Below are 15,325 nucleotides of genomic sequence, written 5' to 3' on the forward strand. Positions count from 1 at the left end.
ACGGACGCCGATGCTATCCCGACTCCGTCGTGGCCATAGCGTCCTGCCGCACCCGGTCGTTCCTCTAGAGTGTCCGCCGAGCCAGCCATATCCACAGCCGTACCTGGAGTGACGTGACCAGCAGCAGCGCGCCACCCGGTGGTCGCACGGAGCAACCGCTCAGCATGTTCCGGGTGGGCCTCCTCATCCTGGTGGTGGCCACGGCCGCCTGGCGCTGGTGGACGATCTCGCACTGGTCGTGGTTCGCCGACGACTGGATCTACCTCTACGAGACGCAGGAGCAGGGTTTCCTCGCCTACGTCTTCCAGGGCTACAACAGTCACCTGATGCCGGGACAGTTCCTCGTCGTCTGGCTGATCACGTCGGTGCAGCCTCTGGGCTTCGGTCTCGCCGCCGGCGTGCTGACCGCGTTCGCGGTCGCCTCGGTCATCGCGTGGGCGGCCGCGCTGCGCGAGATCTTCGGGGAGAAGGTCCAGCTGCTGCTGCCGCTCCTCCTCATCGCGCTGTCCCCGCTGCTGCTGATGCCGACCGTCTGGTTCGCATCAGGGGTGCAGGTGCTGCCGCTGCAGCTCTTCATGGGACTGAGCGTGCTCTTCACCGCGCGCTACGCCTTGCGCGGGCACCGCCGCAGCGACGCGGTCTGGCTCCTCGTCAGCTTCGCCGCCGGGCTGTTCTTCTGGGAGAAGGCGCTCCTGGTGATGATCCCGGTGGCGTTCGTCGGCTACCTCCTGGTCGAGGGCGCACCGGTCGCCCGGCTCCGGCGGCTCGTCCCGGTGCTCGCCGCGCCGACCGTCCTCGCGGCGGTCTACACGGTCGTCTACCTGACCACGCGACGCTCCGGCGCGATCGGCATCCAGACCACGCAGTTCGCGCCCCGCTCCTTCGACGAGTGGTGGGAGTTCATGACGGCGAGCATGCGCAACATCGGCCTGACGACGATCGCCGGCGGGCCGTTCGAGACGATGCAGGACGCGTGGGACAACTACGTGCCGATCTCCTCGGCGCTCGCCGCAAGCCTCGGGGTCGCGCTCGTCCTCTTCCTGGTCGTGTCGCTGGTCCTCCGGCGCGGCAGTGCGCTCGCGATCGCGATGACCGCGGTCTACCTGCTGGTCAGCTGGGGCCTGGTGCTCAGCAGCGACCGCTACGTCGACACGCTGCTGGTCGCCGCCGGCACCGGCCGCTACGCCACGGACATCCTGCCCGTGGCCGCGCTGACGTTGGCGTTCCTCACCGCCCAGACCCGCTCGGCCAACCAGACGTCGCAGGTGCGACGAGCCCCGTCCCCACGCGTGGTCGAGGGTGGCCGGCTGGTGATGCAGATGGTCGCGGCCTGCGTGGCACTCGCCATCGTGGTGATGAACGCCCTCGGCTGGGCCGCGGCGCGCGAGCAGTCGCCCCGCCCGTGGGTCGACGCGATCGTGGCCGACAGCAAGCGCGCCGGTGACGCGACGCTCGTCAGCACACCTCCCCCGCCCACTGTCATCCACCCCGTGCTGTTCCTGGCCAACGCCCAGCTGCCGAAGATGTTGAAGCCGCTCGACCTGCCCCTGTCCTTCGACCGCCCGTCGCAGCAGCTGCTCGCAGCCGACGGCTCCGGACACCTCCGGGAGGCGGAGGTCGTCAACTACGCCGCGAAGAACAAGCCCACCGACAACCCGGACTGCGGATTCCTCGTGCGACCCGGCAGGACCACGCGGGTCCCGATGACCATCGACCTCTACGGCTTCGCCTGGGCGGTGCGGCTCGACTACTTCGCCGAGCAGCCGACGAGCATCACCGTCAGCACCGACACCGTCGACGTCGACCTCGACCTGCAGCAGGGCCTGCGACTCATGCAGTTCGGCGTCAACGACAGCATCTCCTCGTTCGAGGTCTCGGCGCCCGCCGACGCGAGCCCGGTGTGCGTCACCCAGGTCTTCGTCGGCAGCTTCGGCGCCTCCGACCGCTCGCCCTTCCAGGAGCCGGCGCAGTGAGCGACGTGCCCGAGCGGCCCGTCGGCGCCGGCGGCGGCACGGTGGCCGTGGCGACCAGCGTCATGAACGTGTGCACCTACGGCTTCACCATCATCGCCGCGCGGCTCATGGGCCCGACCCAGTACGGCGCCTTCGTCGCCTGCCTCAGCCTGTTGATCGTGGTGCAGGTCGTCGCCCTGGCACTGCAGGCCACCGCCGCCCGGCGCATCGCGGTCGACCGCACCCACGTCGCAGCGGTCGAGCAGACGATCCTGGCCCTCAGCACCAAGGTCGCACTCGGCATCGGCCTGGTGCTCTGCCTGCTCGTCCCTGCGATCGACGCGCTGCTCAACCTCGACGACCTCGGCGCGGCCGCGGTGGTCGCGCTCGCAGCGGTCCCGCTCACGCTCGCCGGCGGTCAGGCGGGGATCCTCCAGGGCGAACGCCGCTGGGGAGCGCTCTCGTGCTTCCTGCTGGCCCAGGGGGTTCCCCGCCTGGTGGTCGGCACCGCGATCATCCTGTGGCGGCCCACCGCGACGAGCGCCATCCTCGGCGTGGCGATCGGGTTCCTGTTCCCCGTCGCTGTCGGCTGGTGGTTGCTGCGGCATCGTCGGGTCCCGGAGGCCGGCGCGCCCGAGCACTCGGCGCGATCGATGCTCGTCGAGAGCGTCAGCAACGCGCAGGTCCTCCTGGCGTTCTTCGCGCTCTCCAGCGTCGACGTCGTGCTCGCCCGCCAGGTCCTGCCCGAGCACGAGGCCGGGCTCTACGCCGCGGGCCTGATCATGACCAAGGTCATGCTCTTCCTCCCCCAGTTCGTGGTCATCGTCGTGTTCCCCGACATGGCTGAGCGGGACAGCCGTCAGCGCGCTCTCGTGCGCAGTCTCCTCGCCATCGGGCTGGTGGGTGTCGTGGCAGTGGTGGCTGCGAGGCTCCTGTCGGGCGTGGCGATGATCTTCGTCGGCGGCGCGGAGTTCGCGGAGGTCGAGCACCTGCTGTGGCTCTTCGCCGTCCTCGGCACCCTGCTGGCGATGCTCCAGCTCCAGGTGTACGCCGTCGTGGCGCGGCAGGGGCGCCGCGCCGTCCTGCTCGTGTGGGGTGCGCTGGTGGCGCTCGTCGTCGTCGGCCTGCGGGCCGACTCGGTGGCCGGGCTCGTCACCGCGGCCGCCGTCGTCGACGGCGCGCTCCTGGTGATGCTGACGGTCGTCAGCCTGCGGATCGCCCGCCAGCCCGAGCCGGTCGACAGCGGGCCGCCCCCGGCACAGCCGTGACGCCGACTCAGTGAGCCGCGTCGTGCCAGCTGCGGCCGGTGCCGATCGACACGTCGAGCGGGACCGTCAGGTCGGCCGCGCCACCCATCTCGGTGCGGACGAGCTCGGCGAGTGTGTCGGCCTCCCCCGGCGCCACCTCGAACACGAGCTCGTCGTGGACCTGGAGGAGCATCCGTGAGCGCAGCCCCTGCTCGGTCAGCGCCCGCTCGACACCGAGCATCGCGACCTTGACCAGGTCGGCCGCCGAGCCCTGGATGGGCGCGTTGAGCGCCATCCGCTCCGCCGTGTCGCGCCGCTGGCGGTTGTCGCTGGTGAGGTCGGGCAGGTAGCGACGCCGACCGAGGATGGTCTCGGTGAACCCGGACTTGCGGGCCTCGTCGACGATGCCGCCGAGGTAGTCGCGGACCCCGCCGAACGTCTCGAAGTACTCCTCCATCAGCTTCGCCGCCTCGCTGGTGCTGATGCGCAGCTGCTGCGACAGGCCGAACGCGGACAGGCCGTAGGCGAGGCCGTAGTTCATCGCCTTGATCTTCGCGCGCTGCTCGACGCTCACGTCCGCGGCGTCGACGCCGAACACCTTGGCGGCGGTGATCGAGTGGAAGTCCTGCCCGGAGCGGAACGCCTCGATCAGCAGGGCGTCCTCGGAGAGGTGCGCCATGATCCGCATCTCGACCTGGCTGTAGTCGGCCGTCATCAAGCACTCATAGCCCTCGCCGCCCACACTGTGCCCCACCACGAAGGCCTCGCGGATCCGGCGTCCGGCCTCGGTGCGGATGGGGATGTTCTGGAGGTTGGGGTCGGTGCTGGAGAGACGCCCGGTGGCGGCGATGATCTGGTTGTAGGTCGTGTGGATGCGTCCGTCGGAAGCGACGGTCTTGAGCAGTCCCTCGACCGTCTGGCGCAGCCGGATCACGTCGCGGTGCCGCAGCAGGTGCTGGAGGAACGGGTGCTCGGTCTTCTCGAACAGGCCCTGCAGGGCGTCGGCGTCGGTCGTGTAGCCGGTCTTGGTCCGCTTGGTCTTGGGCATGTCGAGCTCGTCGAAGAGCACGACCTGCAGCTGCTTGGGCGAGCCGAGGTTGATCTCCTTGCCGATCACGTCGTAGGCGTCGTTGGCCGCGGTGCGGACCTGCTCGCCGAAGTCGGACTCGAGGCCCTCGAGGTAGTCGGTGTCGACGGCGATGCCGACCTGCTCCATCCGCACGAGCGTGCCGATCAGCGGCAGCTCGACGTCGCGCAGGAGCCCGGTGCCGCCGTGCTCCTCCACCGCACCGTCGAGCGCGTCGGCGAGGTCGAGCACGGCAGCAGCCGTGAGCATGGCGGCGTCGCTCGCTGTCGTGTCGTCCAGGGCGTCGAGGGTGAGCTGGTCGGCGTCGGTCGTGTCCTGGCGGAGCTCGCGCTTGAGGTAGCGCAGGGTGAGGTCGGCGAGGTCGTAGGACCGCTGGTCGGGCTGGACGAGGTAGGCCGCGAGCGCGGTGTCGACGACGAGGCCGGCGAGCTCCCAGCCGCGGGCGGCGAGGGCCAGGCTCGGGCCGTTGGCGTCGTGGAGCGCCTTCGGCCGCGCGGGGTCGGCGAGCCACGCCGCGACGGCAGCGTCGTCGTCGGGCCCGATGTCGGCGACGTCGATCCACGCCGCCGTGCCCTCGCTCGTGGCGACGGCGATCGACACGACCTCACCGGTGCCCGCACGCCAGCTCCCCTGCACCGCGACGCCCACGCGCTCGCCCGCGGGCGCGTGCTCCGCCAGCCACGCCGCGGCCTCGCCGGACGCGAGCCGGCGACCGTCGAGCTCGAAGCCCGAGTCGGCCTCGAGCGTCTCGCCGGGGTCGGGGTCGATCGTCTCGAGCAGGCGGCCGCGCAGCTCGCCGCGGAACTCGAGCTCGTCGAGCAGCTCGAGACCCTCGGTGCGGTCCCACGGCTGGCGGGCCAGGCCGTCGGGGCGGACGGGGAGCGTCAGGTCGCGCACCAGCGCGTTGAGCCGGCGGTTGCGGATCACGTCGCCGAGGTGCGCGCGCAGCGCCTCGCCCTTCTTGCCGGTGATCTCGTCGGCGCGGGCGATGACGTTGTCGAGTCCGTCGAACTGGTTGATCCACTTCGCCGCGTAGCCCTGACCCACCCCGGGGACGCCCGGGAGGTTGTCGGAGGTCTCGCCGACGATCGCCGCGAGCTCGGGGTAGCGGTGGGGCGGGACGCCGTACTTCTCCTCCACGGCGGCGGGCGTGAACCGGGCCAGCTCGCTGACGCCGCGCAGCGTGTAGAGGACCGTGGAGTCCTCGGTCACGAGCTGGATCGAGTCGCGGTCGCCGGTCATGATCAGGACCTGCATGCCCTCGGCCAGCCCCTGCGTGGCGAGGGTGGCGATGATGTCGTCGGCCTCGTAGCCGTCCATCGAGAGGTGCTGGATGCGCAGCGCGTCGAGCAGCCGGCGGATCAGTGGCAGCTGGCTGCCGAACTCGTCGGGGGTCTTGTTGCGCTTGGCCTTGTACTCGCTGTACTCCTCCAGCCGGAAGGTCTGCCGCGACTTGTCGAAGGCGACCGCGACGTGGGTGGGCTGCTCGTCGCGGAGGACGTTGACCAGCATCGAGGTGAAGCCGTAGACCGCATTGGTGTGCTGGCCGTCGGCGGTCGCGAAGTTCTCCACGGGCAACGCGAAGAACGCCCGGTAGGCCAGGGAGTGCCCGTCGAGCAGGAGCAGGCGGGGACGGGTCTGGTCGGTCGTCTCAGGCACCCGCCGACTCTATCCGCCACCACCGACAGCAGAATGGGCCCCATGAGCGAGTCCCCTGCATCCCTGGCCGACCTGAGTGTCGAGGAGCTCCTGGCGTTCATGCCCGACGGCAACGGTCGCCTCAACGACAAGATGGGCGTGCAGCTCGTCGAGGTCTCCGCCGAGCGCGTGGTGGCCACGATGCCGGTCGAGGGCAACACCCAGCCCTTCGGCCTGCTCCACGGTGGTGCCTCGGTCGTGCTGGCCGAGACGCTCGGCTCCATCGGGTCGGCCGTCCACGCCTACCCGCAGAAGATCGCGGTGGGCGTCGACATCAACGCCACCCACCACCGCTCGGCCACCTCGGGCATCGTCACGGGCGTGGCGACTGCGATCCACCTGGGTCGTTCGTCGACGTCCTACGACGTCGTCATCACCGACGAGCGCGGCAAGCGCGTCTGCACCTCGCGCATCACCTGCGCGCTGCTCGACGCCCCGAAGGCCTAGCCCGGGACGCGCTCGCGCCGCACCCGGCGGGCCGCGAGGACGCGATCGATGCGCTGGCGGCTGGTGGCCGCGTGGGTCACCTGGCGCGTCTGCGGCAGCCGGGCGCGTACGGCGCTCGTGGTCGCCGCACGCAGCATCGCCTGCGGCGCGAAGGAGAGCCGCGCCATGAACCGGTTGGCGTCGCGCGCCTCGGCGGCGGCCGCGGTCTGCACGTGGGTGATGCCGCGCTGCTCGGCGAAGCGGCAGGCCGCCTCCATGAGTGCGCTGCCCACTCCCTTGCGCCGGAACCGCTGGAACACGTGCGGCGACACCGCGAGCACCGCCGGCTCGAGGTTGAGCGGCGTGAAGGTCGTGGCCTCGAGGTAGACCGCGCCGGCGACCTCACCCTCGATCTCCGCCACGGCGATGAAGTGGTCCTCGCGCTCGGTCGCGGTCGCGATCACGGTCCCGACGTCGGCGAGCTGCTCGTCGAGCCCCCCGCGCCGCAGGATGTCGCCCCACAGCTCCCGCAGCGAGGCGGCATCAGAGGGTTCTGCTGCGCGTACGGTCACCGGCGTGCGGCTCATCGACCCACCACTTCCTACGAGCAACGAGCGTGGCCCCCTGCCGTCCTTTCACGGCACCACAACGCGGGCGATGCTATCGCCCACCCATGCGATCAGGCTACGCCGAGGTAGGCCTCACGCACCGACGGATCGTCGAGGAGCTCGGCACCCGTGCCGGTCTTGACGATGTTGCCGGTCTCCAGCACGTAGGCCCGGTCGCTGCGCGAGAGCGCCTGCTTGGCGTTCTGCTCGACGACGAGGATCGTGGTGCCCTGCTGCGAGATCTCGGTGATGATGTCGAAGATCTGCTGGATCAGCATCGGCGCGAGGCCCATCGACGGCTCGTCGAGCATCAGCAGCTTGGGGCGCGACATGAGGGCGCGGCCGATGGCCAGCATCTGCTGCTCACCGCCCGACATCGTGCCGGCGACCTGCTTCTTGCGCTCCAGCAGCCGCGGGAACAGCCCGAACACGCGGTCGTAGTCCTCGTCGATGGCCGACTTGTCCTTGCGGGTGTACGCGCCCATGTTGAGGTTCTCGGTCACCGTCATGCCCGGGAAGATGCCGCGGCCCTCGGGGCACAGCACGAGTCCCTTGCGCAGCCGCTGGTCCGCGCGCAGCTTGGTGACGTCCTCGCCGTTGAACGTGATCTGGCCCTGGGACAGCCCACGGACGCCGGAGAGCGCTCGCATCGTCGAGGTCTTGCCGGCACCGTTGGCGCCGATCAGCGAGACGACCTCGCCCTCGTTGACCTCCACGCTGATCCCGTGGAGGGCCTGGATCTTGCCGTAGTTGAGAACGGCGTCCTTCATCTCAAGCAGCATCGTCGGGCTCTCCCAGGTAGGCAGCGATGACCTTCGGGTTGCGGGCGACCTCGTCCGGGGTGCCCTCGGCGATCTTCGAGCCGAACTCCAGGACGACGATCCGGTCGGTGACCCCGAGGACCAGCTTCATGTCGTGCTCGATGACCAGGACCGTGTGCCCGAGGTCGCGGATCCGGCGGATGAGGCCCATGAGGTCCTCCTTCTCCGCCGGGTTGAAGCCGGCAGCCGGCTCGTCGAGGCAGATCAGCTCGGGCTCCGTGGCCAGGGCGCGGGCGATCTCCAGACGACGCTGGTAGCCGTAGGGCAGGTTGCGCGCGAGCTCGTGGGCGCGATCAGCGATGCCGACGAAGCGCAGGAGCTCCATCGAGCGTCGGCGTCCGGCCCGCTCCTCCAGGGTGTGGCGGCTGATGCCGAACACCTTGGCGAGGCTGCGGCGGATGCCGCTGTCCGGCAGCTCCTCCTCGCTCGGACGCACCCGGTAGAGCCGGAACAGCACCCCCACGACGCTCGTCTTGTGGCGGGCGTCGCAGCCCACCATGACGTTCTCCATCGCGCTCATCTCCGGGAAGAGCCGGATGTTCTGGAACGTGCGGGCGATGCCGAGGTGGTTGATCCGGTGCGGCTTGGTGCCCGCGATCTCCTTGCCCTTGAACCGGATCTTGCCCTCGGTCGGCGTGTAGACGCCCGTCATCGCGTTGAAGCACGTCGTCTTGCCGGCGCCGTTGGGCCCGATCAGGCCGAGGATCTCGCCACGGCGGATCTCGAAGTTGACGTCGTTGAGGGCCACGACGCCGCCGAACCGCAGGGTGACGTGGTCGACCTCGAGCAGGGTCTCCCCCACCTCGCCGGACGTGTGCATCTCGATGAGCTCGTGGTCGGAGGTGTCCTTGAGCTCCACGGCCATGTCCTGCGTCATGCGCTGCTCAGACATCTGCCGCAGCCTCCTCTGCCTCGTGTCGTCGATCCTCGAACTCCCTGGCCCTCCGTCTGCTGGGCACCAGGCCCTGCGGGCGCAGGATCATCACGGCCACCAGCGCGACGCCGAACGCGAACGGGCGCCAGTCGACGAACGCGCGGAAACGCTCCGGCAGGTAGGTGAGCAGGAAGGCACCGAGCAGGGCACCGAAGATGTTGCCCGACCCGCCGATGACGACCATGGCCACGAAGAGGAAGGACAGGTTGACCATGAACGCGTTGGGCTCGACGTACTGCTGCTTCGAGCCGAAGAGCAGCCCGGCCAGGCCGCCGAGGGTCGCACCGATGGCGAAGGCCCAGAGCTTGAACTTGAAGCCGGCGACACCCATGACGGATGCGGCGTCCTCGTCCTCGCGGATCGCCAGCCAGGCACGGCCGACGCGGCTGTGCTCCAGCCGGCGGGCCAGGAAGATGATGAGGAGCAGGACGGTCAGCGCGAGCCAGTACCAGCGCTCGGCGTCGATGGTGTTGAAGAAGTTGCGTCCGTCGATCTCGGGCCCGGGCGGGACCGGCACCTGGGTGATCCCGGCGGCGCCGTTGGTGACGTTGTCGAGGTTGCGGGCGGTGATGCGGATGATCTCGCCGAAGCCGAGCGTCACGATGGCGAGGTAGTCGCCGCGCAGCCGCAGGGTCGGTGCACCCAGGAACACACCGGCGATCAACGACATCACGATCGCGATCGGGATGCAGACCGCGAACGGGACCGCCCACTCCTCCGAGAACCCGAACCGGCTCTGGAGTGCGCCCACGACCGGCGAGTTGGTCGACCCGAACAGCGCGATCGAGTACGCGCCGAGGGCGTAGAACCCGACGTAGCCGAGGTCGAGCAGGCCGGCCAGTCCGATCACGACGTTGAGCCCGACCGCGACGATCATGTAGACGACGATCAGGAACAGCACGCTGGCCCAGTCGGAACCGGTCGAGCTGAGGTCGGTCCGGATGTAGGCGAACGGCAGGATGTTGAGGTAGGGCAGGTAGAACGCGAAGGCGATCACCAGCAGCATGACGGCCCAGCGGACCACCTTGGGAGCGCCGTCCCAGCGGTCGCCCAGCTTGAGGCCACGGTAGGCGTCGAGGATCTGGCTCATGCGCGTGCCTTTCCGAGCGATTCACCGAGGATGCCGGTGGGGCGGAACATCAGGACCACGACGAGGACGACGAAGGCGTACACGTTGGTCCAGCTGGAGTCCCAGATCGCGGAGGCGTAGACCTCGACGATGCCGAGGAACAGCCCGCCGACGAGGGCTCCGCGGAGGTTGCCGATACCACCGAGCACCGCGGCCGTGAAGGCCTTGAGCCCGATGATGAAGCCGATGTCGAACTTCGTGGAGTCGTACTGGATGGTGAACAGCAGCGCGGCCACACCGGCCATGGCGCCACCGAGCACGAAGACCAGCATGATCACGCGCTCCTGGTTGACGCCCATGAGCGAGGCGGTGTCGGGGTCCTGCGCAACGGCGCGGACACCGCGACCGAGACGGCTCTTGTTCACGAAGGTGTCGAGCGCGACCATCATCACGATCGCGCCGACGATGATGAGGATGCGGGTGTTGCTGATCGCGAGGTCGACGCCCGGGATCGTGAACACCGTCTTGGTCTCCAGCACGGCGGGCACGTTGACCAGCACGCGGCCGAACGGCGGGCCGAAGAAGTACTTGAGCACCTGGCCGAAGACCTCGACGAGGACCATCGAGCAGCCGATGCCGGTGATGAGGAAGATGAGGGCGGGAGCGCCCTTCTTGCGCAGCGGGCGGTAGGCGATGCGCTCCACCGCGAGCGCGGTGCCTGCAGAGGCGAGCATGGCGGCGATCAGGGCCAGCAAGGTGGCGCCGATGACCATCCCGGTGCCGGAGGACGAGGTCGCCCCGAGGACGGTGTAGACACCGAGGACCGTCCAGGTGCCCACCATGAAGACCTCGGAGTGGGCGAAGTTGATGAGCTTCATCACGCCGTAGACCATGGTGTATCCGAGCGCGACGAGCGCGTAGATCGATCCTCGGGTGATCCCGTCCAGTGTGGCGCGGTCGAGCCCGTTGATCAGGTTGTCGAAGTCCACTCAGGACCCTCCCAGGCTGAGCCCCTGCCGGGGCCATGGAGCGGGGGCGGCCAACTGATCGGCCGCCCCCGCGATGGTTGGTGCAGGTGGTGCGAACTACTCGGCCGGCTTGACCTCGACCTCGGGCTCCAGCGTGCCGCCGACGTTCTTGTAGGCCCAGTAGGAGACCTGGTCCTGCGGGACGTCGCCGTTCTCGTCGAACGCGATGGACTTGCTCAGGCCGTCGCCGGTGTAGCCGTTGACGAACTCGAGCATCGACGCACGGTCACGCGCGCCGTCCTCGAGGCCCTTGAGGAAGACGGTCATCGCGTCGAAGCCCTCGGCCGCGTAGGCGCCGGGAGCACCGCCGTAGGCCTCCTCGAAGTCGGCAGCGAAGGTGCTGTCGCCCTCGATCGGGGCGCAGGGGCACATCACGACGGCGTCCTCGCCGGCGTCGCCCACGGCGTTGCCGAAGTCGGCACCGTAGAGGCCGTCACCACCGATGAACGGGGCGGTGATGCCCGCGTCGCGGATCTGCTTGAGCAGCGGGGCCGCCTCGGCGATGTAGCCGCCGTACATGATGGCGTCGGGCTCGGCCGACTCCATCTTGGCGATCGTCGGCGCGAAGTCGGTCTGGCCGACCTCGGTCTTGTCGCGCTGGATCATCGCGTCGCCGAGGGTCTCCTCGACACGGTCGGCCAGCGGCTCGCCGTAGGCCTCGGAGTTGTCGATCACGAAGACCTTGGAGGCGCCGACCTCGTCGAGGAGGTACTTGGCGATCGCCGCGCCCTGGTAGTCGTCGTACGGCACGAGGCGGTGGAACACCTCGACCGGGTCGTCCTGCGTCAGGTCGGTCGCCGTGGCCGACTGGCTGATCATCGGGATGCCGCCATCCTGGTAGATGGTCTTGGTCGCGCGGGTCTCACCGGAGAACGCGCCACCGATGACACCGATGAACGACTCGTCGCCGGCGATCTGGGTCGCGACCGGGGTGGCCTTGGCCGGGTCACCCTCGGTGTCGAAGCGCTCGAGCTCGACGGTGCAGTCGCCGCCGTCCCACTGGTCGAGGGCGAGCTGGGCGCCGTCGACGGACGGGACGACGATGCTGGCGTTGGGGCCCGACAGGGCGCCCATCGCGGCGATCTTGAAGTTGCAGTCGCCACCGCTGTCGCCGCCGTCGCCGGAGCTGCTGCCGGTGTCGGTGGTGCCGCAGGCGCCGAGCGCCAGTGTGGCGACCGCCGTCAACGCGACTGCCTGCCACGTCTTGGTTGAGCGGATCATGGATCCCTCCACGTTTCTGGAATAAGGGCTGTCCACCTCGGCAGCCTCGTGGCGGGAACCTAACACCCGGGATGTGGCGCGGGACACGATTGACGGCCGGTAAAGGTGTGCCGTTGCCGTTTCGTGACCAACCGGTCTACACCGGAAACATTTGCGCAACGAGCCGTGCTATCAGGACGGGCTTGCGTCGCCGTCGCCGGCGGCACCGCCGAGCCCCGGGACGCCGTGCTCGACGACCCCGTCGGCGACCTGCCTCATCGAGAGCCGGAGGTCCATCGCGGTCTTCTGGATCCACCGGAAGGCGTCGGTCTCGCTGAGCCCGAGCTTCTCCTGGAGCACGCCCTTGGCACGGTCGACGGACTTGCGCGTCGCGAGCGACTCCTGGAGGTCGCTGACCTCCTGCTCGAGGACCGTGATCTCGGAGTAGCGGCTCACCGCCATCTCGATGGCCGGCACCAGGTCGCCTCGCTGGAACGGCTTGACGAGGTACGCCATCGCGCCGGCATCACGTGCGCGGGAGACGAGGTCGCGCTGGGAGAACGCCGTCAGGATCACCACCGGCGCGATGCGCTCGGCCGCGATCGTCTCGGCGGCAGCGATGCCGTCGAGCACCGGCATCTTCACGTCGAGGATCACGAGGTCCGGCCGGAGCTCGCGCGCCAGCTCGATCGCCTTCTGGCCGTCGCCGGCCTGGCCCACGACGTCGTACCCCTCCTCCCCCAGCATCTCGGCGAGGTCCATCCGGATCAGGGCCTCGTCCTCGGCGATCACCACACGGCGTACGGCGTCGGGGGCGGGGGTCTCAGCAGGCTGCGTCACGGCGACAAGGCTAGTCGGGTACGGTTTCGTCGCTCCCGGGCCGGGTTGGCGGAATGGCAGACGCGATGGTCTCAAACACCATTGTCCGAAAGGGCGTGTGGGTTCGAATCCCACACCCGGCACCCGAATGTCAGTCCCGCGCGCTTGCATCATGGTCATGCCGCACGTTCGCCCGCAGTCCGTCGTCGACAGTGCTCTTGCTGCTTCCGACGCGGGCATGCGTGATCGCGACAACGCTCGGCTGCACGGTGTCGCGGTCAAGACCATCCGTCGATGGCGTCGCCTCTACCAGCGACGAGGTCTGACCCGGGGCCAGGGCCACCTAGCGCCACCGTGCCCGCGCTGTGACGGCGCGCCGCTGGCCCAGGAGCACTATGCCGAGCTCCTCGGCTGGTACCTCGGCGATGGCTACATCTCGGCAGGGCGTCGCGGGGTGTTCAACCTGCACGTCTGCAACGACGCGCAATATGTCGCGCTGAATGCTCGGTTGATAGTCCTCATGAGCACAGTGAAACCCACTGGCCGTCCTCACACTCGCGAGGTTCCTGGTGCGATCGTCACCACCGTCTCGTGGAAGCACTGGCCCTGCCTCTTCCCGCAGCACGGTCCCGGCCGCAAGCACCTTCGACCCATCGTCCTCGAGAGCTGGCAGACCGAGATCGTCGAGGCGTTTCCCGGCGCCTTCCTCCGCGGGTTGTTCCACTCCGACGGTGCGCGCGTAAGCAACTGGGCGACGCGCGAGGTGGCTGGAGAGAAGCGGCGTTACGCGTATCCACGCTGGCAGTTCAGCAACCGGTCGGAGGACATCCTCGGACTGTGTTGCGCGGCGTTGGACCGGGCTGAAGTCCGGTGGCGCCGATCCGGGCCGTGGACGATATCGGTGTCCAGGCGTGACGCGGTTGCTCGTCTCGACAACCTGATCGGCCCGAAGGAGTGAGGGTCAGCTGCGGCGGTAGGCCGGTGCGGCGCCGTTGATGGCGTCGCCCATCCGGTGGATGCGGAGCGCGTTGGTCGAGCCGGGGATGCCGGGCGGGCTGCCGGCGATGATCACCACGAGGTCGCCCTCCTGGACCCGGCCGATGGCGAGCAGGGCCTCGTCGACCTGGCGCACCATCTCGTCGGTGTGCTCGACGTCGGCGCCCAGGAAGGTCTCCACGCCCCACGTCAGCGCGAGCTGGGAGCGCGTACGGGGGACGGGGGTGAAGGCGAGGACCGGGATCGGGCCGCGATAGCGGGAGAGCCGCTTGGCGGAGTCGCCGCTGACGGTGAAGGCGACGACGTACTTCGCCTCGACCCGCTCGGCGACCTCGGCAGCCGCCTTGGCGATGATGCCGCCACGGGTGTGCGGCTGCCACTCGACCTCGGCCATGTGGCTCAGGCCGTGCTCCTCTGTCGACTGCACGATCCGGGCCATCGTCTCGACGGCGACGATGGGGTACTCCCCCACGCTCGTCTCGCCCGAGAGCATCACGGCGTCGGCCCCGTCGAGCACGGCGTTGGCGACGTCGCTCGCCTCGGCCCGGGTCGGCGCCGGAGCACTGATCATCGACTCGAGCATCTGGGTGGCGACGATGACGGGCTTGGCGTTGCGACGGGCCTTGTCGATGATCAGCTTCTGGTGGATCGGCACGTCCTCGAGCGGGCACTCCACGCCGAGGTCGCCGCGCGCGACCATGACGCCGTCGAAGGCGTCGACGATCTCGTCGATGTTCTCGATCGCCTGAGGCTTCTCGATCTTGGCGATGACGGGGACGAAGATGCCCTCCTCCTCCATCACGGCGCGTACGTCGGCGGCGTCCTTGGCGTTGCGCACGAAGCTCAGCGCGATGAAGTCGACGCCCAGGCGCAGCGCCCAGCGGAGGTCCTCGGTGTCCTTGTCCGACAGCGCCGGCACGGAGACCGCGACGCCGGGCAGGTTGATCCCCTTGTTGTTGGAGACCTTGCCCGCCACGACGACCTCGGTGACGACGTCGGTGTCGTCGACCGACGTCACCTTGAGGCGCACCTTGCCGTCGTCGATCAGCAGCGGGTCGCCCTGCTTCACGTCGCCGGGCAGCCCCTTGTAGGTCGTGCCGCACTGGTCGACGTCGCCCACCACGTCGCGGGTGGTGATGGTGAAGGTGGCACCCTTCTTGAGCTTCACGGGCCCGTCGCCGAAGGTCTCCAGCCGGATCTTCGGGCCCTGCAGGTCGGCGAAGATGCCGATCGCGTGCCCGGTGTCGTCGGACGCCTGACGCACCAGGCGGTAGACCGCCTCGTGGTCGGCGTACGCGCCGTGGCTCATGTTGAGGCGGGCGACATCCATGCCCGCCTCGACGAGGGCTCGGATCCCCTCCGGGGTGTTCACCGCGGGGCCGAGGGTGCAGACGATCTTGGCTCTACGCACGTCCCTCAGCCTAGCGGGTCTTGGATCGT

13 protein-coding genes and 1 tRNA gene are annotated in these 15,325 nt (G+C 69.3%); 5 read left to right on the forward strand and 9 right to left on the reverse strand.

The annotated features are described in order from the left end of the window. Positions 1–173: 173 nt before the first annotated feature. Positions 174–1,973, forward strand: a complete 1,800-nt coding sequence (locus tag JI751_RS11285; protein WP_201936287.1) for a hypothetical protein — start codon at positions 174–176, stop codon at positions 1,971–1,973. Beyond that, a complete protein-coding gene (locus tag JI751_RS11290) occupies positions 1,970–3,220 on the forward strand; it encodes a lipopolysaccharide biosynthesis protein (protein ID WP_201936289.1) in 1,251 nt (416 codons plus the stop codon). Before JI751_RS11285 ends, JI751_RS11290 begins: the two co-directional genes overlap by 4 nt. Positions 3,221–3,227: 7 nt before the next feature. Here the strand turns inward: JI751_RS11290 and polA are convergent, their stop codons facing one another. After that, a complete protein-coding gene (gene polA / locus JI751_RS11295) occupies positions 3,228–5,945 on the reverse strand; it encodes a DNA polymerase I (RefSeq protein ID WP_201936290.1) in 2,718 nt (905 codons plus the stop codon). 42 nt (positions 5,946–5,987) lie between these two features. Between polA and JI751_RS11300 the strand changes: the two genes are divergently transcribed. After that, entirely contained in the window at positions 5,988–6,431 is a 444-nt protein-coding gene (locus tag JI751_RS11300) for a hotdog fold thioesterase (RefSeq protein ID WP_201936291.1), read from the forward strand. Here JI751_RS11300 and JI751_RS11305 read toward each other — a convergent pair. From JI751_RS11305 to JI751_RS11335, 7 genes are all read right to left on the reverse strand, one after another. Further along, positions 6,428–6,997, reverse strand: a complete 570-nt coding sequence (locus tag JI751_RS11305) for a GNAT family N-acetyltransferase (RefSeq protein WP_201936292.1) — start codon at positions 6,995–6,997, stop codon at positions 6,428–6,430. The genes JI751_RS11300 and JI751_RS11305 overlap by 4 nt on opposite strands. 92 nt (positions 6,998–7,089) lie before the next feature. Further along, positions 7,090–7,788 (reverse strand): ABC transporter ATP-binding protein, encoded by a 699-nt coding sequence (locus JI751_RS11310; RefSeq protein ID WP_236666069.1) that lies wholly within the window; start codon positions 7,786–7,788, stop codon positions 7,090–7,092. Between the two features lies 1 nt (position 7,789). Next, complete coding sequence (locus tag JI751_RS11315; protein WP_236666070.1) at positions 7,790–8,731, reverse strand: ABC transporter ATP-binding protein; 942 nt, start codon at positions 8,729–8,731, stop codon at positions 7,790–7,792. Then, positions 8,724–9,863, reverse strand: a complete 1,140-nt coding sequence (locus tag JI751_RS11320) for a branched-chain amino acid ABC transporter permease (protein ID WP_201936294.1) — start codon at positions 9,861–9,863, stop codon at positions 8,724–8,726. Before JI751_RS11320 ends, JI751_RS11315 begins: the two co-directional genes overlap by 8 nt. Beyond that, positions 9,860–10,831 (reverse strand): branched-chain amino acid ABC transporter permease, encoded by a 972-nt coding sequence (locus JI751_RS11325; protein ID WP_201936295.1) that lies wholly within the window; start codon positions 10,829–10,831, stop codon positions 9,860–9,862. Before JI751_RS11325 ends, JI751_RS11320 begins: the two co-directional genes overlap by 4 nt. A gap of 96 nt (positions 10,832–10,927) precedes the next feature. Continuing rightward, entirely contained in the window at positions 10,928–12,091 is a 1,164-nt protein-coding gene (locus JI751_RS11330) for a branched-chain amino acid ABC transporter substrate-binding protein (protein WP_201936296.1), read from the reverse strand. A gap of 171 nt (positions 12,092–12,262) precedes the next feature. Beyond that, positions 12,263–12,910: an ANTAR domain-containing response regulator gene (locus JI751_RS11335; RefSeq protein ID WP_201936298.1), complete on the reverse strand. Its 648-nt coding sequence runs from the start codon at positions 12,908–12,910 to the stop codon at positions 12,263–12,265. Positions 12,911–12,949: 39 nt separating this feature from the next. On the opposite strand from JI751_RS11335, the gene JI751_RS11340 reads away from it, so the two are divergent. Then, positions 12,950–13,032 (forward strand) — tRNA-Leu (locus JI751_RS11340). A 35-nt stretch (positions 13,033–13,067) separates the two neighbouring features. After that, positions 13,068–13,847, forward strand: coding sequence for a transcriptional regulator (locus tag JI751_RS11345; RefSeq protein ID WP_201936300.1), 780 nt, complete (start codon positions 13,068–13,070; stop codon positions 13,845–13,847). Positions 13,848–13,850: 3 nt separating this feature from the next. Here JI751_RS11345 and pyk read toward each other — a convergent pair whose 3' ends face one another. After that, entirely contained in the window at positions 13,851–15,296 is a 1,446-nt protein-coding gene (gene pyk / locus JI751_RS11350) for a pyruvate kinase (protein ID WP_201936301.1), read from the reverse strand. Between the last annotated feature and the right edge of the window lie 29 nt (positions 15,297–15,325).

Source organism: Nocardioides baculatus, from assembly GCF_016735675.1.
GTDB lineage: Bacteria > Actinomycetota > Actinomycetes > Propionibacteriales > Nocardioidaceae > Nocardioides > Nocardioides baculatus.